Here is a 25991-nt window from a genome sequence, read left to right as displayed (position 1 = left end):
TTTCACCTTATTATCAATAACCAAGGTGGTATTATCTCAGTTAAAGTGACGACTGATAACCTAGATGATAGAAAGCCTATGTCGGAAATGGCTGACGAGCTTTGGGGGTGTTTATACGGAGATAAAGGTTATATCTCTGATCCATTGGAGCGGGAACTTGCAGACAAGGGAGTGACACTGATAACGGGTATGAAAAAAATATAAACCCAAAGTAATGAAACTTTGAAATCGCCTGATACTCCGAAAACGCTTTATTATTGAAATCGTTTTTGACTAACTAAAAAACATATCCCAAATTGAGCATTTTAGGCACCGTAGTTGTATCAGCTTTATGGTCAACTTGCTGGCGGGTCTCATCGTGTATTCATTTCAACCAAAGAAGCCGATCATCAAGATAACTAGGTTTGATAAACAAGTCATTATGCAGATCTGAGGTTAATTACGAAGAGTTAGTTTAGGGTTGAGCAACTATTTATAGTGAAATATTTCTGTCTCTACTAATGAAGGTTTGTGATAACCCTTGTCCTTTTTTACTCCGCCTGTTTGTCCGCTTTTAAAACCTTTACAGCTTCATTTCTAGGATGATCTGCCTCCCAGTACTCCGCATTACTCCGAGGTGGAATAGTGGGCGTTATTCCTTTGTTTTCCAGTATGTGGCGACATGCTTTTGTGTCATAGGCTCCATCAGCACTGACTTGCTGTATCTTTCGTCGTAATGGATTAAGCAATATAGGTCAAATCTCATTGTTACCCACAGAAACTATACTAACTGCTGCAGCAATAACCTCATGAGTAGACACATCAACGGCAAGATGAAGTTTGCGCCAGATACACCGCTTCTCCTTACCGTATTTGCGAGTTTTCCTTTACTTTCACCGTAAACCTTTAACCCTGTATCATTAATAATAATGTGGGCTACCACCCCTCGACTCGGCAAACGATACTTAACTTTGACGATCTTAGAACACCTCCTAATGCAGGTGTATGTAGGGGATTTCAGCGGGACATTCATCAACGTAAAAACCGAATTGAGAAAACTTTATAATCCACGAAGTGGGAGTTTAAAAATACCTTTCACCATCAGTTCCGTTTTAATCACGGTATCCGAAAATATAAACTCACAGCCACAATGACCGTGATGCTTTAGACAATATCATGCCTTAATGGCAACGGCATCTATCCAAAAAGTGATTGAGCATAGGTTTACTAATGATTTATTATATTATTTCCAGTTGCTGCTCTTGTGCTTGGCCTTTCCCATAATCACCTCCTGCTTAACTCCATGATAATCTGATCGTAGGAATTGCGATTAGTTCATATATTAGAAAATAACGCCGATATCCTTTCAAAGGAACTGACTTCAATGATATCAATAATGAGGAAATTACCAAGATAGAACATATCCTCTAACACATGTGTTAGAGCGAGTCTTGGGTATCGTTCTCCTAACGATATTTTTTAGAGTATTTGAGAGAAGCTTAAGATATAAGACTTGTGCAGTTTACCTAACAGAGGGAGGGGTTATAAGGCTAGTAATCATTGCTGATTACTAGCCTAGTAGTATCTACAATTACAGATAAAATGCTGTGTAATAGTGTTTAATCACCCTGAAAAATGATGGCCTTTTGTATGAAACTCTACTTATTTAATACATGCGACATATGGAAAAGAGTTGTCTTCCTAGGTTATGTATTTAATAAGTCGGTTTCCGTCCAGAAAATGAATTATTTCATGGTTATAAATCCTATTAGGACACATGATGTTTATAGTGAGAGATAACTGGGTTGCAAGTAATGTTGAAGAATTCTTCAACTTATTGAACACATAACTGTTTTTCTGTTTGTCAGGTTAGATGGCCTTTAGTGTATCAAAAACCGTATCCAGACTACACACAATGTGTGTAGATTATCATGGTGCATGCACCTAGTAGGCTTACTGAGATGATACCAAAATAAGTTAATTAGGAATCTATGAACGCAATCGAAATAGAAAATCTGGTCAAAGTATATGATACAAATGTAAAAGCGCTTTTAGGTGTTTCACTTTCAGTAAAAAAGGGAGATTTCTATGCTTTGCTTGGTCCTAATGGTGCAGGTAAATCAACGACTATAGGTATTATTTGTTCATTGGTTAGAAAAACCTCTGGTAAGGTGAGAATTTTCGGCCATGACATTGATACGGATTTGATCCAAGCGAAAAGGCAACTAGGCTTGGTACCACAAGAATTTAACTTTAATCAATTCGAAAAGGTTGAACATATTCTGGTAAATCAAGCGGGTTATTACGGTATTGAGCGTGAAGAAGCAAAACGACGTGCAAAGAAATACCTATCACAGCTTGATTTGTGGGAAAAGCGTGACAAACAGGCGTTTAATTTATCTGGTGGGATGAAACGTCAATTGATGATTGCTCGTGCGTTGATGCATGATCCTAAACTATTAGTTCTTGATGAACCTACTGCTGGGATTGATATTGAATTACGCCGATCAATGTGGGTCTTCCTTAAGGAAATAAATCAGAGAGGTGTTACGATCATTTTGACCACCCATTATCTAGAAGAAGCGGAAATATTGTGTAGAAATATTGGCATAATTAATCGTGGTATTCTTATTGAAGATACCACTATGAAAGATTTACTGAAAAAACTTGACGTAGAGACCTTTATACTAGACTTGGCTCCTGAAAGTAAGGTTGTACATATTAAAGGAGTAAAATGGCAACAAATCAATGATCACACGTTGGAAGTCGAAGTGCATAAATCTACCAGCCTTAGCACAGTTTTCAAGCAGTTGTCAGTCCAAAATATTGAGGTGTTGTCGATGAGAAATAAAGTGAATCGCCTTGAAGAGTTATTTATCTCTATGGTTCATAAGAGTATGGAGATGAAAGTATGAATAAGCTTTACTGGGTCGCTTTTAAGAGCTTGATTATTAAGGAAATAACCCGTTATAGCCGTATTTGGATTCAAACCCTCGTACCACCCGTCATCACGATAAGTTTGTATTTTGTGATATTTGGTAACCTCATTGGTACTCGGATTGGTGAAATGGGAGGTTTTAGCTATATGATGTATATTGTGCCTGGTCTTATCATGATGTCGGTAATTACTAACTCATATTCCAATGTTGCTTCGTCTTTCTTTAGTGCTAAGCTGCAACGTAATATTGAAGAGTTGATGGTTGCACCTGTACCAAATTATATCATTATTGCAGGTTATGTTGTGGGTGGTGTTAGTCGCGGTTTGTCGGTAGGTTTTTTGGTTACGATGGTATCTCTGTTTTTTGTCGATCTACAGATTACGCACCTTGGGGTGATTTTTGCGACCGTGTTACTGACTTCTGTGGTGTTTTCACTTGGTGGTTTAATTAATGCTGTATTTGCTCGTTCGTTTGACGATATTAGTATAATTCCTACCTTTGTACTGACACCTTTAACTTATTTTGGCGGGGTGTTCTATTCGCTGTCGCTATTGCCTGAATTATGGCAGAGTATATCCAAGATTAATCCTATTATGTATATGGTCAATGCGTTTCGTTATGGTTTTTTTGGTGTATCAGACGTTAGTATCACCACATCATTTGCTGTATTGATTGTTTTCATTGCTGGATTTTATACCATAGCATGGTATTTAATCAGTCGTGGTATCGGGCTAAGAAGTTAAACCTCAGTTGCATGTGTATATTCTCTTACTTAAGAAAACGCAACTTTGTTGACTATTCAGCCAGATTACTTCTGGGTATAAGAGCCTCCATTTGGTGGTTTCTTCATGTTTGTTGGATTTTACTCTTCTCTGTCGTCGACAACTTGAACTGTAAGATCAACGGTGAGATTGTCGATAAGACGGACTTGACCGAGGAAGGAGGAGGCTAGGATCACGGCTTTGGAAGTCTGATTAGAGATTGGTTGCAACGTGATAGCGTCACGAATGAAAAGCTCATTAGGCTTAAGACCTGCTTCATGAAGTTGGTTATTACCATCCAGTATCAGTTCGCTATAGTCCGTGCGTCCGCCTCGTATCTGATAGCTAATCCAACGTAGCACTTTTACCAACACAGGTGCACGTTGACGCTCATCAACCGTTAGGTGAGTATTACGACTGCTCATGGCTAGACCATCTATTTCTCGCGCGGTCGGGACTGAAATTATGTCTATTGGCAGTGATAAGTCCGTAACCATTTTATCAATGACAGCTAATTGTTGAAAATCTTTCTTGCTAAAGATAGCAGTATCAGGCTGGACAATATTGAACAGTTTGATCACTATCGTTGTAACACCTTTAAAGTGGTTGGGTCGTGATGTTCCTTCGAGAATGTGCGAGAAGGTAGGAACATCGACAAACGAGTGCTCATCCACACCTTGTGGATACATGATGTCTGTACTTGGCGTAAAGACTACCTCAACCCCTTCAACTTTCAGCTGTGCGATGTCCTTATTTAAAGTACGAGGATAGGCGGAAAAATCATCATCTTTTTCAAATTGAATTGGATTAACGAAAATGCTGACAACCACTACATCCGCATTTTCGCGTGCTTTTTTGACCAGCGTCAAATGACCGTAGTGTATGTGTCCCATGGTAGGAACGAATGCAATACGTTGTCCCTGGCGACGCCAGTAAAGGATTTGGTCTCGTAATGGGCTAATCTCAGAGATTACTTTCATAAAATAGAATTCCTTAATTAAATGTCTGCTCAGAACCTGGAAACTCGCCCATTGTAACTTCTTCTATATAGCGTGAAACCGCTTGATGTATGTCACCGGTTTTTGCTAGATAATTTTTAGAGAATAGAGGAATATAATTCGCAGAGATTCCCAACAGGTCGTGCATGACAAGGATTTGGCCATCAGTGGCATTACCAGCACCAATACCAATAACGGGAACACGAACAGCATCTGTAATGCGTGCTGCCAATGCTTTTGGGACACACTCAAGCAAAATAATCTGAGCGCCGGCTTCTTCAAGTTTCCGTGCGTCTTGAAATATGTTTTCGGCTTGTTCTTCAGTGCGACCTTGTACTTTAAATCCGCCAAAGATATTGACAGCTTGTGGTGTGAGACCGAGGTGTACACATACAGGTACCGCACGTTGTGTCAGCATGGTTATGGTATCAGACAACCAACCAGCACCTTCTAATTTCACCATATTGGCTCCAGCTTTAATTAGCTTGGTAGCGTTTATACAGGAATCTTCAGGCGTGGCATAGGTCATAAATGGCATGTCTGCTATCAGTAGACAGTTTTGGCTGCCTGTGCGTACACTGCGGGTGTGGTAGGCTATTTCATCAAGCGAAACTGACAATGTATCACTCTTGCCTTGAAGTACCATGCCAAGTGAATCACCAACAAGTAGTACTGGCATGTTTTGAGCTTCAAAAAGTTGTGCAAAGCTAGCATCGTAAGCTGTTATAGAAGCAAATTTACGGCCTTCCTGCTTCCATGCTCTTAAGGTGTTAATCGTGATTTTTTTCATATTATCTCCAAAATCTTGTGTGCTGTCTGAAAAGTGGATTCGCCTTATTTTCACTCGATTGTAGTGAGGCCTCTTCGATCAGTTACGGCGACTAGATCAATAATTGCACTCCCATCTGGTAGGTATAAGTCAGGGGCTATTTCTGCGAGAGGGTAGAGCACGAATTCACGCACTTTTATCCCAGAATGCGGAACGGTTAACAGTTCACTGTTTAGTTTCAGGTCACCAAAGAGAAGGATATCCAGATCTAATGTTCTTGGTCCCCAGCGTTCCATTGTGTGTTTGCGACCAAACTCCAATTCAATACGTTGTATTTGGTTAAGAAGAACTAAGGGTTCTAGCAATGTGTCAAATGCCGCAACAGCATTGACGTAATCTGGCTGATCAAATAACCCCATCGGTTTGCTTCTATACAGAGATGAGCAATCGGAAAATTTAGTATCAGGTAGCTGCTTTAAAGCTTCAATTGCTTTTCTGGCCTTATTTGCCGGATTACAGAGATTACTTCCAATGGCTATATAGACTCGGATCATTATTCTTGATTCGATTGCGGTTTATGTTTATTCAACCTCTTATGAGGTTGATCGCATGTTTTTTTGCTAGGGCAAGCCTTATTAATAAATTGAATAATGTTATTGCGGCCTTCGCGATCTGCTTTCTGGAACACATCCCACCAAGTTGCTAACTCATTGAGTTGTCCACCTTCTACGCGACTACGCATTTCCAAGAAATCAAAAGCGGCACGGAATTTTGGTTGTTCAAGTAACTTGTAAGCACGGGTGCCAGAACGACGGTTAAGACGAAGTTGCAGTTGCCAAATGTCGCGTACCATCGCCGTGAATCGGCGTGGGAGGGCGAGGGATTTAACCTGTTCATCCAGAATTTCGTTTGCTGCCATCATGAATGTGTCGTAGTGAGTAAAGTCATTTTCGAAGGAAAGTTCTTCTGCACGTCTTTCCAGTGGGTACCATAGTATAGCTGCATACATGAATGCTGGATTGATACGTTGATCACTATTAACTCGACTATCAGTAGATTGCAGCACTAGTGTTAGCATTTGTTCAGCCTTGCTGCTGCTATCTTCAGTGAAGTGCCCTTCAAGGATCGGAAACATCGGCGAGAAGAGCTTGAGTTCACGTAGCATTAAATAGATTGGATAGCCGTGACCAGTTTGAAGTAGTTTGATGCTTTCTTCAAACAGGCGAGCCGATGGGATATCACATAGCAAGTGCGCCAGTGCTGGAATTGGCTCCGCGGTTGAGGAGTTAATTTGCATATTCAGTTTTGCTGCAAAACGTACTGCCCGTAGCATCCGTACGGGATCTTCACGGTAGCGAGTTTCCGGATCTCCGATCAATCGGATGACTCGATTTTTCAGATCTTCCATACCACCAGCGTGATCACGCACAGAAAAGTCATCAATATTGTAGTAGAGGGCATTAACCGTGAAATCACGACGCTCTCCATCTTCGTCGATTGTTCCATACACGTTGTCACGAAGAAGCCTACCATCATTTGATTGGCTGGCATATTTATCACTTTTTTTACTCGCATGGTGACCACGGAACGTTGCTACTTCAATTACATCACGGCCATATAAAATATGTGCCAGACGGAATCGACGCCCAACTAAACGACAATTTCGGAAGAGTCTACGCACCTCTTCTGGCGTAGCATTAGTCGCGATATCGAAATCTTTTGGCTGTGTTTCCAACAGTAAATCTCGCACACCACCACCTACAAGATACGCCTCATAGCCACCTCTATTTAGGCGATAGAGAACTTTTAGTGCATTGCCACCGATACCTTTTCTTGAGATACCGTGCTCTCTGCGAGGGATGATTTTAGGTTTTACGTTATTATTATTGCGCATTCTATTATCGTTATTCAATATCTTGCGGCAAATGCTGGTAACTTGATTAAAGATAACTCACCTCGTATTTAACAGGTTGAGCCATAAAAATGACTGCACATCATATATCACGCTTCTGTATTTTAGAAGGCTGTAATTACCTACGTTGTTACTGGTAAGTTCTAGAATTATCAATTCTCTTCGCTCCATGCTAACAATATAGCCACAAAGGTATCCTGTTATTAGCTAGAATGGTTGTCTTATATAAGGATAAAGTAGCCTTTGTAGTTGAGCATAGATTGCTCGTTTTAAATTGTAGGTACCTTGTTTTTTAGATAGCTTATTACCATCTGTGTTGAGTGCAAGATGCAAATATAAATAACTGATTGGATTTGAGACTAGGCTGTTGATAAAATTAAAATCGTTTGTATACAGTTATGGTTCCATTCATGACGAGCAGATAGTCTGAATTCCGCTTTAACAGGGTTTTTAGCACTCTTTTGCTGGTAAATCATCGTATCAATGGTTATTGCTATACCGTATTTTATCATTAGTTCCTTTGGAAGCCCGAGAATAACGGCAGTAATTTGCCTTAATTTTCAGTCTTAACCTGCCAGAGAGAGACTTTATTCGCCACAGGAAATGCACTAACCATATGGATATATCACGTTGGGTACTCTTGTCGTAAAACCTTTGAACTATCTTACTCTCGATAGAAATAATTTTCCCCTATGTTTTGGTATGACAATGTACCCTTCAATCGATAAATTACAGTTAGAACTTATTAGGATTTATTTGCGAATGTGCGCGAGCCCCGTACCGTGAATAAGTATACCATAATAAAAATTGCCATACTTTTTGAGATAATCAAGAAGATCTATACCTAAGTCTTCTATCTCTTTGCAACCCTCACAGTACGTAATGATACCACAAAAGGTTAACAGTATAATATCGGAGAATACGGGGTTTATATTCCATGTTTGGCGAGGCTCTTTTATAATAAAAAAGTGTTTAAACAAGGGCAAGCGTGTTCATTGTAACCATTCTGTCAAAGAAGCAGTATAAGATTACAGTCGTCTTTTATATGAAAAAAGCAAGGGTTTTATGATAACTTAAGTCGTCGTGAATTTTCCCTAATTTAACCTCTGATTTACATAAGCAAGCTCTTATACAGATCTGAGGTTAATCAAATATTAGTATTTTAATAGAATGCTTCCGTTTTTTATTTGAAAAGAGGTTTCTTCCCCTAGATTGGTTATTTTGGAAGTCATCCTCTAAGGTAATAGACAAAAGGCGGTATGGGTTATAATTAAGTGTTCGTCCGTGGGTGTATATGTGCTTACAGATGGCGACCTAAGGATATGACAAGCGAATTGAAACGAGGACAGACTGACGGAGATAGAATAAAATGATCTATATAACTATAACTCGTCTTATTCATAACCAACCTTAGAGTTTATACTCAAAGTCAAAGCCAAGGAGTTTAGCTAGAGTTAGGGGTATAGAGATAAATCCTAGAAAAGGAGCCTTGGCTCCCTTCACCCAATATTAATTGAAAGCAGTATCGTTAGCCGGCCATTTGCTTTTCTTTGATTTCTGCGAGTGTTTTGCAATCGATGCATAAGTCAGCAGTTGGGCGAGCTTCAAGACGACGTATGCCGATTTCTACACCACATAAGTCACAGAAGCCGAAATCATCGTCTTCCAGACGTTGTAAAGTTTTTGAGATCTTCTTGATTAGTTTACGTTCCCGATCACGGTTACGAAGCTCAAGGCTGAATTCTTCTTCCTGAGAAGCACGGTCAACAGGATCTGGAAAGTTTGAGGCTTCATCCTGCATATGGTGAACGGTGCGATCAACTTCTTCCATTAACTGTTCACGCCACGCTTGAAGTATCTTACGGAAATGTTCAATTTGCTGAGCATTCATGTACTCCTCGCAGGCCTTTTCTTTATAAGGCTCTAACCCAGCAGTAGCCAAGATGCCGAGCGATTTTCTTACTTTGCTTTCTGGCATTAAGCTTTCTCCTAAATATTCCATGACCTGTACAGCCAAAAGAGGGCGCTATCTATACCAGAAAGCTATAATGGAGGCAACTACTGTATTCTACTCGAGTCTTGTCCGTGTGAACAAGTCAGCATATTTTTCTGAATCTGTAAAACAGGAGTCTATTTTTAAGTCCCACTTCCTGCACATGCAAGAAGGAATACGGTTACACCGAAGGTATGAGTTTCTTAAAACTTGGACAAACTCATTAATGCTGATGTGTAGTGCTCGAAAGGGCGTTGTTGACTAAATTATGCCTATAACGCACTGATCCCAATATCTTTTACAGTCTTAATGTGTCTATTGGCGAATAGGTATACCGAGTCTTAGAACTTTGTTCATCGCTTGCATATTTACCAGAGCTACACCAACTTGAGTACTGTAATCACTAAGAGTGAGCTTAGGGTTTGGCAACTGTTTATAGCGAAATATTGCTGTCTCTGCTAATAAGCGTTTGTGATAACCCCTGTTCTTTTCCACTCCGATAATTTATCCTTCTTCAATGCCTTTACAGTTTCATTTCTAGGATGCCCTTTCTCCCAGTACCCTGTGTTGCTTCGAGGTGGAATACAGGGTGTTATTCTTTTGTTTTTTAATACGTGGTGACATGTTCTTGTGTCATAGTCTCTATCAGTACTGACTTTGCTGTATCTTACGTCATCGTGGGTTAAGCAATGTAGGTAAAACCTCATCTTGACCTACAGAAACTAGGCTAACTTCTGCAGCAATAACCTCATGAGTAGATACATCAACGGCAAGATGAAGTTTATGCTAGATATGCTGATTTTCCTTATCGTGTTTACGCGTTTTCCATTCACCTTCGTCGTATACCTTTAGGCCTGTAACATCAATAACGACGTGGGAGACAATTCCTCTACTTGGGCTTTTAATTCATTTTGGATACGAAACGTAGGTTAATAAGGCATATTTCTAAGGGAAATATTAAGATTTCTTGCTCGATGGTCATTTTTAATGACTGGGGTTTACGGTTATAAGGATAATAATCATAACGTTACCGCGCTTCATAAACTAGAAAACCTGCTTAATGAACTGCTGAAAGATGGCGCACAGCAGTTGTTGGCGCAAGCTATAGAAGCAGAGGTCAATCCTTGCTCGATACTTTTTACATAACTCCAAGTTAACGGAAAGCAGGGAGTGGTTCGCAGTGGTCATCTGCCTGAGCGGAACCTACAAACTAGGTTCGGCGATATTACCGTCAAAGTCCCAAAGGTTCGAGATATAAAATTAATCATATTTCCACTTCCGCTGACTACGCGTTTTATAGTCATGAATACTAGGATGACGTCTTTATATTCTACATAGGAATACTTCCGATTGACGTTTATCAGGTCAAGTGTTTTAATGCGAGTTATTTCTTCGTTTTATTACTATAGTGGATCTGCTGGGGTAATTCTCGTATCCAAAATACCTAAGCCAACACCTGTGGTGTTAATGCTGATTGTGTGTCACATTATGTTGTGCGAAAATACCATTGATCTGGCCCAATTGATATTAAAAATTAAGTCCTGACCAATGGTATTTTTCTAAACTCCTGAAACAGTCAGATTCTGCAAAAGTTGGAGCGATAACGAGAACAGGTCAAAAACGTAATCGATTGGAGACCATTTATTGGCGACGACGTGTTAGGAAAATCTATAGATGTTGTTTAAAACTCAATTAGAGCATCCAATTTAGCAGCAACCTCTCGCATTAGCGAAATGTTTCTTAGTAGACTATCTGATATGAGAACAAAAACCATATCAATTACCCACTATCAGAAGCCAACAAATCGAAGAATACACTATGATTTGGGTGGGAGAGCCAAACCAACTCCATCTCTCTCCCACAAAACACACATTTTAAGGGATTACGACCTGCTACCTATTCGAAAAGCTCTACTCTATATAGTTGATATGTTTTGTGGAGCTCATTATTTCATCCACAAAGTTTCCTACTACCCTCGCTATCACTTCATACCACTTCCTAAAGCTCGCTATCGCTTGAAGGACATAATATCTCACTCGTTGAAATCCTTTAGGCAAATATGCTGAACTAGCCTGCCAACCAATCCCTGAACATCCACTCTCTCTCATACGTTTTCAACTTCGTTTTATGTGATTGATAGTAATACCTGATTTGATGACCGTCATACCTAACTATCTTAGATAAGCTTATCGGCGGGGATGACAAATATTTAGTTAGGTATCGTATTAACCCTAGGTAGCTTTTGCTTGGGATTTTATTTTTACGACCATTGCTAGGATGGGCATAGAAACCATCAGGATAATTAACCCATAAGGTTCTAATCACATATGGACGCGTCGGAAACTCAATCTCCATCCTTAACTTCGGTAAGTGTTTTTGCCAAAGTAATCGTAGCTGAGATAACGATAAATGCTGAAACCCTTTCCAATTCCAGTTTGAAGGAAAAATGCACCTTCAACCAGTATCACATGTAAATATGGAGTGTAGTTGCCATTACGATTAGGGGTATGGATGAAAACAATGACGGCGATTTCACACTCCTCGGTCTTAAAGTGCGCCTAAATCAACTCTGATAATCAGGCTTCCGCCAAGACCATAAACCCAGAATACAAAGGCTCCTGATTGGAGTGAGTATGGAAAGGAATACGAAGTTACTCAGTCAATGTTAAGATAACTTTCCGATAGCTCACTCTAGGAAACAGGCAGACGCCTATTTTGACCATAATCTCCCGTGCATAACGCTTTCTATATTGCGAACAAGATTTCCCCTTACAACTAAAGTTAACTTTATGTTGTCCCGTGACCGCAACCCAAGCATTGGTAAGTGTCAAAGCCCTTTTATGAGATTCCACACTTCAGTATCTTAGCTATTTCTGAATAATAATAATCGGCGTCATAGCGGGGATGATTGGATACGAATATGACCCCATTCGTAGTAAAAATACGTCTAAAGCGAAGCAGTTTCGAGTTGATACCTTTGAAGTTCATTCATGCCTTTTATTTGTTCAATCGTGCTAAATGTATCACAGACAGGGACATACCTTAAGCCCTACTACATATAGTTTCTGGGAGGAAATTCCTAGGTGAAAGAACAAAGTTATAAGACTCAGAATGCCTATTCGCCAGCAGATACGATACATTAAGACTGTAAAAAAGATTGGGAGCAGTGCGTTATAGGCCTGATCTAATCAACAATTCTGGTTAGGTGTATTCTTGGAAGAAACTTCAAGTATATTTGTTTACTCATAATGACTTTTATGATGCAAAAAAACAGGCAAAATTGGAAAGGGTAGTCTGAATAGAGGACGTAAAATGTATTTAGTGAAGAAGATCACGTAAATTGCAAGGGAAAAAGTTGAAGTGAGCATATTATGGATATGCTCAAGCAACATGTTGTGTGTGCACGTTCTTACCTGAAATAACGGCAGGGAAGTCTTTTTTAAAAAAGGTATTCGTAAAATTACTGAGTGCTGATGTGTATTCTTATGGAAATGAGGGGGAAGCAGCAAATGCTAATTGGCTTTTGAGACAGTACTTAAAGAAAGGGACAGATTTAAGGAGGGTCATTGATTGAAGAGATTACCTTAGCTCAAGCAAGGATTAATTATCGGCCTAAGGAATGTTTCAGGTTTAAGTGCCCTGCTGTTCTTTTTAAAGAAATAGCATCAGCAGATTAATTGGAAAGTATTGCACTTCAGATTTGAATGCATAACAACGCCCGCGTTAGTATGCTTAGTTTCCTCGATTGAAGAAAATCGTTGCTTACGCATTTTGTTGCCATGGAAGAAAACATTTAATTTACTTTACAAGTTGTTATCTATGTTCAGTGTTGTATTTTGGAGCACGGACAGTTTCAAGGTGAACGCTATTTCTTCCTGAGAAACAATGTCATTATTGGGAATCCCTATACGCAACGCCCTAGAAGATCAAAGCTGACACTCCGTACATGCTACATGCCTTGAAACGACTGGACACTCAAAATAAACCGAAATGCATGATTCATTGGACGTAAGTTTTATATTTAAAGAATAATCGACTTATTGAATACAGATCTCAATATCGACTGCCTGTTATTTTACTAACTTATATATACTCCTAGGAGTACTGCTTGACCCTCTTTAGAAAGAGAGACAGAGAGCTTCGAAGTTATCAACATAAATTTCTTATAGAAATATCTTCCATAGATAGGAATTTTTCGTAGAGATGGTGCCGGCTACCGGAGTCGAACTGGTGACCTACTGATTACAAGTCAGTTGCTCTACCAACTGAGCTAAGCCGGCACATAAACTTTACTTAATCCATAAACACTGTTTTGCGTAACCGATAAGCTGGCTTACTTAAAGCATGGTGCCTCGAGGCGGAATTGAACCACCGACACGGGGATTTTCAGTCCCCTGCTCTACCGACTGAGCTATCGAGGCAGCGAGCGCTATTAAATAGGACAGACACATTCTTGTCAAAGAAATTTTACACCAAATGCCGTGATTTCTATTTCTTTGGCTATTTTTATTTCAATTGCAACATACTTGATGCATAATTAACCTGAGATGCGCATAAAAAATGAACTAAATGCTAAAGTCGAGATCTGATTGTTTGAAAAAAACTATCGACTGCATAAGTAAGTACTTGGGCATGAATAACTTGGATGTTGTCGTCGATGTGAAAGACTTCTGCTAGATTTTCCTTCCTGCATGGCATTATTGATTAAATCAGGCCTACAATGCACTGATCCAAATCTTTCTTCTACTCTGCCAGTTTGTCCTATTTTAAAGCCTGTACAGCTTCATTTCTAGGATGCCCTTCCTCCCAGTACCCAAGCATTGCTTTGAGGTAGAATACTGGGCGTTATTCCTTTGTTCTTCAGTACGTGGTGACATGCTCTTGTGTCATAGGCTCCATTAGCACTGACTTACTGTATCTTTCATCTTAATGGGTTAAGCCATATAGGTAAAACCTCATTGTCACCCATAAAAACCAGACTAACTGCAGCAGCAATAACCTCATGAGTAAATACATTAATGTCAAGATGAAGTTTGCGCCAGATACGTCACTTCTCCATTACCGTGTTTACGCGTTTTCCATTCACCTTCGTCATATACTTTTAGGTCTGTGGAATCAATAATGATGTGGGCGATATCTCCTAGACTCGGCAAATGGTACTTAACTTTTATGGTCTTCAAACGTTTACTAATGCAAGTGTATGTAGGGTATTCTAGTGGGACATTCATCAACATAAAAACCGAATTGAGAAAACCTTTTAATCTACGAAGTGGGAGTTTAAAAATACCTTTCATCATCAGTAGCATTTCAATTTTGGTATTTAAAAATATAAACTTACGCCCACGATGATCGTGATGCTTTAGGCAATGTCATGCCCTACTAGCAGCTACGTCTATCTAAAAAGTCACTGAACCACAGTTTATTAATGCTTGATTATATTGTTTCCAGTTGCTGATCTTGTGCAGGGCCTTTCCCGTTATCACCTCTCGCTTAACTCCATGATGATCTGATCGTAGGGATTGAGATTAGTTTAGATATTTAGGAAATAAGGCCTTTGCTTCACCACCGAATTTCCTAAATTAGTCAGCTACACGCAAATGTTCAAGTTCATGCAAAGTATTTTGATTCCGCTTTGCTATTATATCACTCACCGTCAAGCAAGACAGATATGGATTGCCTTTGTTGATTCGTCTAAGCTACAGATTTATCACAACCTACTCATTCTCAGACATCAAGTTTTTAAAGGTACCAAGAAGCGAAGAAAAGGAACAATGTGGTGGTTCTACGGTTTCATATCACACCTTATTATCAAATGACTAAGGTGGCATGATCTCAATCAAAGTGGCGATGGCTAACGTGGAGGATAGAAATTCTGTGTCGGAAATGGTTGACGAGCTTTGGGGGTGTTTATACGGAAACAAAGGTTATATATCGGGTTCATGGAAGCGGGAACTTGAAGATAAGGGAGTGACACTGATAATGGTTGTGAACAAGAATATGAAACTAAAAGTGATGAAACTTTGGGACCGCCTGATGCTCCGGAAACGATTTATTATTGAAACTGTTTTTGATTAACTAAAAAACATATCCAGAATTGAGCATTTACGACACCGTCGTTGTATTAGCTTTATGAGCAACTTGCTGGCGGGGCTCATCGCGTATTTATTTCAATCAAAGAATCCGAACATCAAGATGATTCGGCTTGATAAGCAAGCGCTTATGCAGATCTAAGGTTAATTAACTTAAGTTGCGCATGAAAGTGAACTAAATACCCAAGACTTGCTCTAGCACGTGTATTTAGTATATGTTCTGCCTTGACAATTTCGTCATTACTGACCTCGTTGAAATCAGTTCCCTTGGATGAAATCTCCTTATCAGACCATTGGTATACCATTCAGTCCCCGATCACTTGACAGATAAGGTCTGGCAAAATAGGAATCAGCGTCTGTAATTTCAGCAACTTCTTCATGACTGGCGGGGGCTGTACCGTTGTCTGACGTGTGGTTTTTAAAGTCGTGGTAGGTGGGTATTTACAATATCAATAAACGTTTCTACCACTGTATTTTCCTGCTTATTTGGCATCTTTTTAATGCAGCAGAGTTTATTATTTTTATCCACTAAGGTCAAAAGAAAAGATTTGTGTGCAGTCTTGACGACAATATTAATTTTAAAATGAACAAACTCGGTATTTGCGTCTGCAATATCAGGCTATTCTTCAATATCCATACGGTTCTTTATCTTTACCGTATCGCTGTTGCTTATCTTGATTTCGTGAGGTTTGCCATGATGGGGAAGATCCTTTTAGAGTGTTCCGACATTACTCTTGTCATGCCATATATACCGGTAAATAGTGCTTTCACTAAGTATCCCATCGTGCTTTAGAGCCAGTTCACCACTAATCCTATTGGGTGACGTATGCGTGTTAAGACGCTTATGAATGAACACCTTCGTTCTCTCTGAAACAAAGCTAAAAGCCAGACCGTCCGTGGTGTTTGCGCTGGTTTTTAGCCGGTTTTGATGCAAGACGAGGACAGTAGATGCCGTGAAAATTATCTGGAATATGTGCTTTATCTATCGACTAATATTAGAGTGAGAATAGCCAAGTGTTCTGGTAATCTGACTAAAGGAATTACCTCTAGACAATCGTAGCTCAATATAAAATCGGTCATTGTCATTTAACTGTTTATGAATCAAGCACATCTCCAAACCAAAAGAGGATACTGAAAGTGTACTTTAGTCTGTCTAATTCACCGCTAAGTTGTGCATTTCGTCTGATGGAAGGAAAAGGAGTAGTCTTATCATAAATACACGAAAAAAGATGAAACTAAATAAAGATGATGAGGATTTTGGATCGTCTTATGTTAAGAAAAAGATTTATCATCAAAACAGTCTTTGATCAAAAAGGAATATATCCGAAATAGAGAATATTCAGCTAAGAAGGGGTGTGATCTTGATGGTCAATCGGATTACTAGATTTATTGAGGATATATTCCAGTCAAAAGTTCTAACCTAAAAATCACTCGGTTTGGAAAATTACGCTCATACAGATTTAAGGTTAATTCATCGTTTAGTTTTATTATTAGGTTAAGTTAAAAAATGGCATGGTAATTTAAGGTCAGTGCCTAAAGAATGTTTTTCTTCTTTTGTCCTTCAACAACAATTTCTATCAGTTACTGTCTTTTGAGAATATTTTAGACAGGTAGCCATGCCAACGATCTGGTGTCTGGATTTAATTTAGTTAACTAAACACTTGCATTTTTCTCGTTATTGCTACACTTAGAAATACATAAATCTCATTGGCGTTAGTCAATAATAATCGGAAGGAACTCTGCGATGGGATTTTTATTGGAAGATAAATTAAACATTACACAAGTAATGCATCTTAAAAAGCGCTTACAAAACGAGTTGGAGCAATCCGACAATATATTGATTGATGGTAACAAGGTATCGCGTGTTGATGCATCAGGTTTACAACTTCTACTCACAGCTAGGAATGTTTGCCATAACCAATCGATAAATTGGCAATGGCAAGGTGCATCGAGTGAATTGGTGGGAGCTGCAAAAGCATTGGGATTAATTAAGTCATTAGGCCTGAGCGATTTTTGCTGAATAGTTTTCACGTCGCTCAATCACAAGGTGACAGTATGCGAAAGATACTAGCAGCAGATGATTCAGTTTCAATTCGGCAGATGGTGAGCCACACTCTTAAAGAAGCTGGCTATCAAGTTGAAACAGCTAACGATGGAGTTGAAGCACTATCGAAAGCAAAAGCAAGACAGTACGACGTTATTATTTCTGACGTCAATATGCCGTATATGGATGGTTTGGAGTTTGTTCGTCAGGTTCGTAGCGTACCTCAGTATAAGTTCACGCCTATACTCATGCTTACCACGGAAACATCTTCAGAAAAAAAGAATATAGGGAAATCAGCAGGAGCAACAGGCTGGATCATTAAGCCGTTTAATCCAAGCACCCTCTTGAAAACCTTGCACCGCGTTATTTAGATGTACAATCAAGGAGTTTACTGTGGTTTTGAAAATGAACCAGCTACGCCGAATCTTCTACGAAGAATGTCGTGAAAACTTAGAAGTTTTTGAACGTGAGTTGCTTACATTAAATTCCCTTTGTGACATTGATTTAGACACGATTAACACTATATTCCGAGCAATACATTCGATCAAGGGGGGGGGAGCTACGTTTAGTCTATACCAAATTAGCGAATTTACTCATGTCATGGAGACATTGCTTGACGAAGCTCGGGAAGGGAAGCTTCATCTTGATACAAATATCATTAACCTTTTACTTAGAAGCGGTGATTGTATTAACAGCATGGTGGTGGCTTATGAAACTAGATCGGATTTTGATCATAACTTGCGTGATGAATTGATCCATAAGTTGGGTCAACTTATTGAGAGTGATGAAAGTACCAAAAAAGAGAGAGTATCAAAAGATAATGTAAAACTAAACAATGGTGATTGGATCATTAATTTCAGACCACATCATGATATGTTCTTCTCAGGAAACGATCCGGTGCGTATTTTGCGTGAATTATTTGACCTCGGTGCCTATTGTGACGTGGTGTGCATAACAGATTCCTTGCCTGTGCTGAGTGAGATTGATCCAGAAATGTGTTACTTAAGCTGGCTTATTATTTTTGATGGACACATAGAGAAAAGGCAAATTGATGAAATATTTGAATGGGTTGAAGATAAATGCGATTTGTCTATTAGTAGACAACTCATTGAAATAGAAAAGAAGTTTATTGATAAAGAGGTTGAGGTCGAGATTGATTCGGATGTACACCCCCCTGATCAATCACCAGTGTTAATGGATACACAAGTAACAGAGCCTGCAGTAACTACACCTGCATTGAAACATGTTGCACTAAAGCAACAATCATCAAAAAAACAATTACCAAAAAAAACATCATCCAAATTAGATGCTGTGTCATCAATTCGGGTTGAAACCGATAAAGTAGACAATTTGATTAACCTTGTTGGTGAATTGGTGATAACCCAGTCAATGCTTACAGAACTCAGCCAAGACTTTTCAGAAAGAAAAATGGAACGTCTGCAATCAGGGCTCGATCAACTGCTTAAAAATACCAAAGAACTGCAAGCGAGTGTATTCAATATTCGTATGCTCTCAATCAGCTTCGCTTTCGATCGTTTGCCCCGTTTGATTAGGAACTTGTCTGCTCAGCTCGGTAAATCAGTGGAATTGGTGATTGAAGGTGAACAAACAGAACTCGATAAAACCGTACTTGAGCATATTAGCGAACCCTTGGTTCATTTAGTGCGGAATGCGGTTGATCATGGTTTGGAAGTACCTGATGTCCGTGCCAGTAAAGGAAAACCAAAAACAGGTAAAGTATCGCTCACTGCCTATCACCAAGGGGGATCGATCTTGATTGAAGTGCGTGATGACGGCGCAGGTTTAAATAAAGAAAAAGTGTGGAAAAAAGCCATAGAAAAAGGATTGTTGCACCATAGTACAGTGTTAAATGATCTATCTGATCATCAAGTAGCTAACCTACTCTTTGCCCCTGGATTTTCGACCTCAGATCAGGTATCAAATGTATCAGGGCGTGGTGTGGGTATGGATGTGGTGAAACGGAACATCGAAGGACTTGGTGGACATATTGATGTGGATTCTGAACCTGATGTTGGTTGTGTGTTTCGTATTAGTCTTCCTCTGACGCTTGCTATCTTGGAGGGGCAACTGCTTAAGGTATCAGATCAGGTGTATGTAGTGCCACTGATTTCTATTATTGAGTCAGTCTTGATTGAATCAGACCGTGTCAGAGTCGTGACTGGAGGAGTTGAACTCTATCGTTTTAGGGACGAAAATATTCCGATTCTTCGCCTCAAAGAAGAGTTTGCATTGGGTGCTTCCGGAACATTAGATGGAGGACTCCTGTGCCTTGTTGAAGCGGGTGTAAATCGTATTGGATTGCTACTTGATGAAATGTTGGGTCAGCAGCAAGTGGTTATCAAGAGCCTAGATTCTAATTACACCAAAGTGAATGGTTTTTCCGGTGCAACCATCTTAGGCGATGGTTCAGTTTCTCTCATTTTAGATGTACAGGGGCTTATAACATGTTTCTTAAACCGTGTCGATGATAACAGTCTCAACATAGCGGCGGCATAGATGAACACGATGACAAAGCAAATTAAATCAATTGCTATGGAAGAACAAATTGATAGCAATGGTCGATTGAAAAGATCTGATTTCCTGAGTTTCGATTTGGATCACGAATTGTATGCTATTGATATTAAAGAGGTAGAGGAAATCAGAGTATGGGAGGTACCGACGATTATTCCTCGGTCACCAGACTGTGTCCTGGGTGTCATTAACTTGAAAGGCATGATTGTTCCTATTATGGATCTTCGTATACGATTCAATATAGGCAGTGTGAAATACTTGCCTACCACCGTCGTCTTGATTCTCAAAGCGGGAGAAGTAGCAGGAAAGCGAACGATGGGGATTGTTGTTGATGCAGTGTCGGATGTTATCGACATGGGTGATAACAACTTGCTCCCCCCGATTGGGGATTCACAAGTAATACCTTTTGTTAGTGGGTTGTTAAATGTAAATAACCAAGTCGTGAGTGTGCTCGATGTTGATTTATTGCTAGACATCAATGGGTTGATGCACTAAAGGAGAGGCTATGTCAGATGAAGTCAAAGAATACTTGACCTTTATTATCGACGACGAAGAATACGGCGTCAATATTTTAGATGTCAAGGAAGTCCGAGAATGGTCGAATGTACGAAAATTGCCAAACAATGGAAACTATCTGATTGGTTTGCTTGAATTGCGGAGTGAATACGTTCCCATTGTTGACCTTCGACAACGTTTTAACATAGCACCCGCCCTGCTGAGTGCTACTACAGTGGTAGTGATTGTCAGTAATAATTTAGGACAATCATTAGGGATTATTGTTGATGCTGTTGCTGAGGTTTATCAGCTCTCAACTGTTCAAATAAAATCAACACCTGACTATGTAAAAATTAACGATAGATTTATTGAAGGTATTGCCTCCATCAAGAATCGTCATGTGGTGCTGATTCAGCTGGAAACGCTATTCGATTTTGACAGGTTGCATGAAGTAGCGCAGCCAGAGCTGGTTGGCGAGGGTTAGGGATGATGTTTTGGTCGAGAAAAGAAAAGGTCGTAACTGTTACTGAAACTACACGAGAAGAGCAAGGATTACAGGCGCATATTGTATCGGCATTGGATACAGCGCCTACTGCTTTAATAATAATAGATCGAGATTTCAAGGTGTTTTATGTTAATAGGAAAACAGTAGAGTTACTTAAAATCCACGAAGTTCTATTTCGTTCAAAATGGCCATTATTCCGGCCGGAGAAAGATTGGATTGAAGGAACATGTATCGACTTGTTCCACAAAAATCCAGACCATCAACGTCAGATGCTGGCTAATCCCGAAAATTTGCCTCATGAAACCATTGTGGAAGTGGAAGATGTGTCTCTTCGACTGGTGGTTGGTGCGGTGATTGATGCCAAAGGTGAATATGTTGGCAACACACTTGAGTGGGAGGATGTGACTGAATTACTCAAAGCTGAAAGGGAACTGGCAACATTGCAGGCGGCAATTGAACAATCGTTGACTGCAATGATTATCATTGATCGCGACTTTATAATTACGTATATCAATAAAGAAACACTCACCTTGTTTGAAAAACATCTGTCTTCTTTCCGCAAGGTATGGGCTAGTTTCTCAGCGACTAGAGAGTGGTTAATGGGGCGGTGTATCGATGAGTTTCATGAAAATCCCTCTCATCAGCGACAACTGTTATCAAATTCAGCGAACTTGCCTTACAAAACAGATATCTCCGTTGCAGATATCTTGATAGAGCTGAATGTCGCCGCAATTATTAATGACAAAGGTGAGTATATAGGCAACAGTATTGAATGGCGTGATGTGACTGCAGAGCGCGAAAGTGAGATAGAAGTTGGACGTTTGGTATCAGCTATTGAAGGTATGACGACTAATATTATGATGGCCAATAAAGACGGTGTCATTTCTTTCCTAAACCCTGCCATGAGACGGTTACTTCAAAAGCGAGAAAACGAGTTACGTAAATCCTTCCCTGGTTTTTCTGTAGATAATTTGGTAGGAAAAAATATAGATCTCTTCCACAAAGATCCTGACCATCAACGTTCGATCATCAATAATCCTGATTGTCTGCCCTATACCGCTCAGGTTGAAGTAGGTGAATTGGAGTTTGAGCTGACCTGTATTGCTATGTATGACTCGTCGAAGAACTATATTGGACCAGCACTCCAATGGGTTGATATAACGGAACAAATGATGGGTCAACGAGAAGTGCAAGGTCTCATCATGGATGCATCTAAAGGGCTTCTGGTATCACGTATGGATGTCAGAAAATATTCCGGATTTATGGCGAACCTAAGTGAAGGTGTCAATGGATTACTTGATAATATGATTGCTCCACTGAATACTTGTCGTGATGTTATGAATACAGTCGCGGAGGGTAATCTTCAAGTTAAAATGCCAGAAGATTACCAAGGAGACTTTGCTGAGCTGAGTCGTGCGGTTAACACTTCCATCACCCACCTGCGTGACATGGCAGAAAAAATCACCCTGTCTTCTGCACGGGTTGCAACGGCTTCCGGAGAAATTGCGGACGGAAATAACGACCTTAGTGAGCGTACGGAAGATCAAGCTGCGAGTCTTGAACAAACCGCCGCAAGTATGGAACAGATGACTTCTACTGTGAAACAAAATGCGGAGAATTCCAAAGCCGCTAATCTTTTATCACAAGAAGCCAATGTGAAAGCACTAAAAGGTGGCGAGGTAGTGAAACAAACGGTGTCAGCTATGAGTGAAATTCATAAAGCTAGCAAACGTATATCCGACATTATCAGTGTGATCGACGAGATCGCGTTCCAAACCAACTTGTTGGCACTGAATGCAGCAGTTGAAGCTGCTAGGGCTGGTGAGCAAGGTCGAGGGTTTGCAGTGGTAGCTGGTGAAGTACGAAATCTTGCTCAGCGAAGTGCAGGAGCGGCGAAAGAAATCAAAGATCTTATCAAAGATAGCGTTGAAAAAGTATCAGAAGGTTCTCGTTTGGTTGATGCATCTGGGAAAATGCTGGCCGAGATTGTTGATGCTGTTTGCAAAGTGAGTAAATTGATCGGCCATATAAATATGGCAAGCCAAGATCAGGCTACGGGTATTGATGAAATATCTAAATCCATTGAGAAAATGGATGGAATGACGCAACAAAACGCGGCTTTGGTTCAAGAAGCATCAGCGGCTAGCCAATCTCTTCGCGATGAAGGTAATGCACTGCTCAATTTGATTAGTTTCTTCCAAACTAGTGATAAGCGTATAGGATTGGAAAACAAAGTTCAATCGACGAGGAGCTTACAGCGAACTGTTGCGCCGGTCATGAGGGCATCAGGATCTGCAAGAAAGATGGGAACTAGTGGTGCAATAGATCATTCATCTAATCGAGCGGAAGATGGTGATTGGGAGGAATTCTAACAGTGAATTCCATCCAGATGTTGAATTCAATAAATGAAGCTCGGGAGTTTGATTTTACCTCTGAAGATTTTTCATTTATTCAAGATGTTATGCTCAGAGAAACTGGGATATCAATCTCTGATTGTAAAACGTCTATGGTGTATGCTCGATTGGTAAGACGATTACGAAAAACTGGGATAAGTAGTTTTAGATCCTACTTATCCTTTGTGAATTGTAATTTAGATGAGCGAATATCCTTCATTAATGCACTGACTACTAATAAAACACAGTTTTTTAGGGAAAAACATCACTTCGAGTACTTATCTAATAAGATAATTCCAGAGTGGCAGCAGAAAAAAAAACGGCGAATCCGCATCTGGTCTGTGGGTTGTTCGACAGGTGAAGAGCCCTATAGTATTGCATCTACGTTAGCGTACCATGGGTTGCTATCACGTGCTTACGACTGCAAAATATTGGCAACTGATTTAAACACTCATGTGTTAGATGTCGCGAAACATGGATATTACAGTGTAGATGCTATCAACTTAATCCCTAGATCCTATTTAAATCAGTGGTTTATATTCTGTTGTGGGGATGAACAAGAGATTCTAAAAGTAAATTTTTTGTTGCAAAAACACATCACGTTTAAATTATTAAATATAATAGAGACATGGCCACATAAAGGTTATTTTGATGTCATCTTCTGTCGTAATGTCATGATTTATTTTGAAAAAAATATTCAGCAACTTCTCATTTCTCGTTTTTGGCAAAGACTTGGTAAGGACGGTATCCTTTTTATCGGCCATGCAGAAAGTATCGGTGATATGGGGAGCCGTTTTGAGAACCTAGGTCAAACAATGTTTCGTAAAGATTAATTACATAATAATATATATGAAGTATTTCGGATCATAGCTAGGTAGAAAACTAATGGATTCACTGAATATAAATGGACTGTGGGATCGGATCGGCAATACTGAAAGAAAAATAAATTAATAACGTTATATCTTCAGATAAAAATATATGGTTTGAAATCTTAGGAGCAACAGAGATTTTTATGCATAAAATCCTAGAGCTTACTGGTTGCCCTCTTAGCGCGGGGATGCGGCGTTTTTATTATCCCAATAAGCAGATGATGATGGTGCAAGTTCAGCTTGGTGATGTGTATGTCACGTCGCAACGGGAACTTATTTCTACGGTGTTAGGATCGTGTATTTCGACCTGTATATGGGATCCGTGTGTCGCACTTGGTGGGATGAATCACTTTATGCTGCCCTTTGGTGATGAGAATAATATCAAAGAGTGGGATCCCAGCCAATGGCGATCTCATGCTGCACGGTATGGAAATTACGCGATGGAGTTGCTGGTTAACACCATGATACAGCAAGGAGCAGTAAAAGATCGGTTGCGGATTAAATTGTTTGGTGGTGGATTCGTCATAGAAAATAAGGTAAGGATTGGAAATGAAAACATTATCTTTATCCTAGATTATGTTGCAAGTGAAGAGCTGATAGTGATTAGTAGAGACCTAGGGAATGTGTATCCGAGGAAAGTGATTTTTGATCCAATGACAGGACAAGCATGGGTAAAAAAGTTGCGAGGTTATTATAATAATATGGAAATAAGAGAAAACTACTACAACGATTGTCTGGTTAATGAAACGAAATGATGAAGACAGTGTAGAGTTATCTTAATGAAAGATAGAGTATATAAAGTAAGTATAATTGATGACTCTGCAATTTCTTGAGCATTGTTTCAGTGAAATAATTAACTCAAAGTCACCGTTAAAAGTGGTGGTTTGGCGGTGGATTCTAATGAATTGATAGCGGGAAACTAAAGAATATCAAATCAGTGTCCAGTAAATCGTTTGCTGAGCGATTAAACTGCCATTCTAAGCTTCGCGTTCAGGAACTGGAAGCAGTGCGTGCACCGCTCGTGAATGGATATGTCTATGTGGCACTGGGAGATTATTACATAAGGGTGGTTCGAAGATCGGGTTGTTATTCCTGTGTATGTTGTGATAGATATCCTGTTAAATATTACAGACTCTCTGTGGATGTGATGTTCTCCGAGATTGCGGAAACCGCAGGAAAGTATGCAACATCGATTGTGTTAACTGGCATGGGATGAGATGGCACTTAATGGATGCTAAAAATGCATAAAGTAGAAGGCAATTAACATCGTACAAGATGAGAAAAGCGCAGTGGTGTGGGGGATGCCGAAAGTAGTTATTGAATTAGAGGCGGTTCAGTGTGTATTCCCTTGGAAAACATTGCAAATTACATAGTAAATAAAATCTACGGATAATACGGTCTTTGAAACCAAAAGTGGTGTTAAAGATCATTGTTTTTTGCTGTGGTGTTACGTTGATGTAGGTTTTTTCTGCACGTGCCAGCAGAGCTTGTCACCATGAAAAAATTAAGAATTTTATACAAAATCTATTTATTGAATAGATGACTAGGAAGAGATTAGGTTTTATCTAGAAAATAAATCTATCTACTTTGATACGTTGGCTTGGTCGTGTGTTCTTTCACCTAAGCATTTCCTCCCAGAAACTATATGTGGGGGTGATTAAGGAATGTCCATTTCTGTGATACATTTAGCACGATTGAAGAGATAAAAGGCAT

General features: G+C 39.6%; 22 protein-coding genes, 2 tRNA genes and 6 pseudogenes. 16 read left to right on the top strand and 14 right to left on the bottom strand.

The genetic code is table 11. From position 1 onward, the window contains the following. Positions 1-433 (top strand): annotated as a pseudogene (locus BTN49_RS22735) (transposase); the annotation flags it as partial. A 38-nt stretch (positions 434-471) separates the two neighbouring features. On the opposite strand, the pseudogene BTN49_RS18560 reads toward BTN49_RS22735, so the two are convergent. After that, positions 472-1261, bottom strand: a pseudogene (locus tag BTN49_RS18560) (IS5 family transposase); the annotation flags it as partial. A gap of 709 nt (positions 1262-1970) precedes the next feature. On the opposite strand from BTN49_RS18560, the gene BTN49_RS11640 reads away from it, so the two are divergent. Then, complete coding sequence (locus BTN49_RS11640) at positions 1971-2894, top strand: ABC transporter ATP-binding protein (RefSeq protein ID WP_097357308.1); 924 nt, start codon at positions 1971-1973, stop codon at positions 2892-2894. Continuing rightward, positions 2891-3661, top strand: coding sequence for an ABC transporter permease (locus tag BTN49_RS11635; RefSeq protein ID WP_097357307.1), 771 nt, complete (start codon positions 2891-2893; stop codon positions 3659-3661). Before BTN49_RS11640 ends, BTN49_RS11635 begins: the two co-directional genes overlap by 4 nt. 119 nt (positions 3662-3780) lie before the next feature. Here BTN49_RS11635 and panC read toward each other — a convergent pair whose 3' ends face one another. The 7 genes and pseudogenes from panC to BTN49_RS22730 form a co-directional block, all read right to left on the bottom strand. Beyond that, entirely contained in the window at positions 3781-4659 is an 879-nt protein-coding gene (gene panC, locus BTN49_RS11630; protein ID WP_097357306.1) for a pantoate--beta-alanine ligase, read from the bottom strand. Positions 4660-4672: 13 nt separating this feature from the next. Further along, on the bottom strand, positions 4673-5467 hold the full coding sequence (panB, locus tag BTN49_RS11625) for a 3-methyl-2-oxobutanoate hydroxymethyltransferase (protein WP_097357305.1): 795 nt from the start codon (positions 5465-5467) through the stop codon (positions 4673-4675). A gap of 50 nt (positions 5468-5517) precedes the next feature. Beyond that, on the bottom strand, positions 5518-6000 hold the full coding sequence (gene folK / locus BTN49_RS11620) for a 2-amino-4-hydroxy-6-hydroxymethyldihydropteridine diphosphokinase (RefSeq protein WP_097357304.1): 483 nt from the start codon (positions 5998-6000) through the stop codon (positions 5518-5520). Then, entirely contained in the window at positions 6000-7361 is a 1362-nt protein-coding gene (pcnB, locus tag BTN49_RS11615) for a polynucleotide adenylyltransferase PcnB (RefSeq protein ID WP_394336684.1), read from the bottom strand. Before pcnB ends, folK begins: the two co-directional genes overlap by 1 nt. A gap of 749 nt (positions 7362-8110) precedes the next feature. Next, the gene (locus BTN49_RS21420) at positions 8111-8338 is read right to left on the bottom strand and encodes a transposase family protein (RefSeq protein WP_206746265.1); all 228 of its coding nucleotides are present in this window, start codon (positions 8336-8338) and stop codon (positions 8111-8113) included. A gap of 548 nt (positions 8339-8886) precedes the next feature. After that, entirely contained in the window at positions 8887-9336 is a 450-nt protein-coding gene (gene dksA, locus BTN49_RS11605; protein WP_097357301.1) for an RNA polymerase-binding protein DksA, read from the bottom strand. A 330-nt stretch (positions 9337-9666) separates the two neighbouring features. After that, positions 9667-10254: pseudogene (locus BTN49_RS22730) on the bottom strand (IS5 family transposase); the annotation flags it as partial. Between the two features lie 84 nt (positions 10255-10338). On the opposite strand from BTN49_RS22730, the gene BTN49_RS14310 reads away from it, so the two are divergent. After that, the gene (locus BTN49_RS14310) at positions 10339-10497 is read left to right on the top strand and encodes a hypothetical protein (RefSeq protein WP_158523767.1); all 159 of its coding nucleotides are present in this window, start codon (positions 10339-10341) and stop codon (positions 10495-10497) included. A 921-nt stretch (positions 10498-11418) separates the two neighbouring features. On the opposite strand, the gene BTN49_RS21410 is transcribed toward BTN49_RS14310, so the two are convergent. From BTN49_RS21410 to BTN49_RS11580, 5 genes and pseudogenes are all read right to left on the bottom strand, one after another. Next, positions 11419-11706, bottom strand: a complete 288-nt coding sequence (locus BTN49_RS21410) for a transposase (protein ID WP_146679434.1) — start codon at positions 11704-11706, stop codon at positions 11419-11421. A 296-nt stretch (positions 11707-12002) separates the two neighbouring features. Continuing rightward, positions 12003-12203, bottom strand: a complete 201-nt coding sequence (locus tag BTN49_RS16755) for a hypothetical protein (RefSeq protein ID WP_150138584.1) — start codon at positions 12201-12203, stop codon at positions 12003-12005. A gap of 1352 nt (positions 12204-13555) precedes the next feature. Beyond that, positions 13556-13631 (bottom strand) — tRNA-Thr (locus tag BTN49_RS11590). Positions 13632-13696: 65 nt separating this feature from the next. Next, positions 13697-13772 (bottom strand) — tRNA-Phe (locus BTN49_RS11585). Positions 13773-14115: 343 nt separating this feature from the next. After that, positions 14116-14831, bottom strand: a pseudogene (locus BTN49_RS11580) (IS5 family transposase); the annotation flags it as partial. A gap of 81 nt (positions 14832-14912) precedes the next feature. On the opposite strand from BTN49_RS11580, the pseudogene BTN49_RS22725 reads away from it, so the two are divergent. Next, a pseudogene (locus BTN49_RS22725) lies at positions 14913-15582 on the top strand (IS982 family transposase); the annotation flags it as partial. A gap of 840 nt (positions 15583-16422) precedes the next feature. Here BTN49_RS22725 and BTN49_RS21405 read toward each other — a convergent pair. Beyond that, a complete protein-coding gene (locus BTN49_RS21405; protein WP_150138643.1) occupies positions 16423-16551 on the bottom strand; it encodes a helix-turn-helix domain-containing protein in 129 nt (42 codons plus the stop codon). Positions 16552-17184: 633 nt separating this feature from the next. Here BTN49_RS21405 and BTN49_RS11560 point away from each other — a divergent pair. From BTN49_RS11560 to BTN49_RS21395, 11 genes and pseudogenes are all read left to right on the top strand, one after another. After that, positions 17185-17460: an STAS domain-containing protein gene (locus BTN49_RS11560; RefSeq protein ID WP_097357296.1), complete on the top strand. Its 276-nt coding sequence runs from the start codon at positions 17185-17187 to the stop codon at positions 17458-17460. A gap of 35 nt (positions 17461-17495) precedes the next feature. Beyond that, positions 17496-17855, top strand: a complete 360-nt coding sequence (locus BTN49_RS11555; protein ID WP_097357295.1) for a response regulator — start codon at positions 17496-17498, stop codon at positions 17853-17855. A 22-nt stretch (positions 17856-17877) separates the two neighbouring features. Then, positions 17878-20001: a chemotaxis protein CheA gene (locus BTN49_RS11550; protein ID WP_097357294.1), complete on the top strand. Its 2124-nt coding sequence runs from the start codon at positions 17878-17880 to the stop codon at positions 19999-20001. A 9-nt stretch (positions 20002-20010) separates the two neighbouring features. After that, positions 20011-20511 carry a chemotaxis protein CheW gene (locus BTN49_RS11545; protein ID WP_097357323.1) on the top strand — a complete coding sequence of 167 codons (501 nt, stop codon included), beginning with the start codon at positions 20011-20013 and terminating at the stop codon, positions 20509-20511. A 10-nt stretch (positions 20512-20521) separates the two neighbouring features. Then, a complete protein-coding gene (locus tag BTN49_RS11540) occupies positions 20522-20995 on the top strand; it encodes a chemotaxis protein CheW (RefSeq protein ID WP_097357293.1) in 474 nt (157 codons plus the stop codon). Between the two features lie 5 nt (positions 20996-21000). After that, on the top strand, positions 21001-23388 hold the full coding sequence (gene aer2, locus BTN49_RS11535; protein ID WP_097357322.1) for an aerotaxis transducer Aer2: 2388 nt from the start codon (positions 21001-21003) through the stop codon (positions 23386-23388). A 17-nt stretch (positions 23389-23405) separates the two neighbouring features. Next, positions 23406-23585, top strand: a pseudogene (locus BTN49_RS19490) (CheR family methyltransferase); the annotation flags it as partial. 9 nt (positions 23586-23594) lie between these two features. After that, the gene (locus BTN49_RS11530) at positions 23595-24242 is read left to right on the top strand and encodes a CheR family methyltransferase (protein ID WP_241896513.1); all 648 of its coding nucleotides are present in this window, start codon (positions 23595-23597) and stop codon (positions 24240-24242) included. Positions 24243-24421: 179 nt separating this feature from the next. Beyond that, a complete protein-coding gene (locus tag BTN49_RS11525; protein WP_097357291.1) occupies positions 24422-25033 on the top strand; it encodes a chemotaxis protein CheD in 612 nt (203 codons plus the stop codon). A gap of 182 nt (positions 25034-25215) precedes the next feature. Then, positions 25216-25494 (top strand): chemotaxis protein CheB, encoded by a 279-nt coding sequence (locus tag BTN49_RS21400; RefSeq protein WP_158523766.1) that lies wholly within the window; start codon positions 25216-25218, stop codon positions 25492-25494. A 43-nt stretch (positions 25495-25537) separates the two neighbouring features. Beyond that, entirely contained in the window at positions 25538-25651 is a 114-nt protein-coding gene (locus BTN49_RS21395; RefSeq protein ID WP_146679449.1) for a chemotaxis protein CheB, read from the top strand. The last annotated feature ends 340 nt before the right edge of the window (positions 25652-25991 follow it).

Source organism: Candidatus Enterovibrio escicola (assembly GCF_002464935.1).
Taxonomy (GTDB): domain Bacteria; phylum Pseudomonadota; class Gammaproteobacteria; order Enterobacterales; family Vibrionaceae; genus Enterovibrio; species Enterovibrio escicola.
The sequence above is the reverse complement of the archived record's forward strand: the minus strand, read 5'-3'. Positions and strand labels throughout refer to the sequence as shown.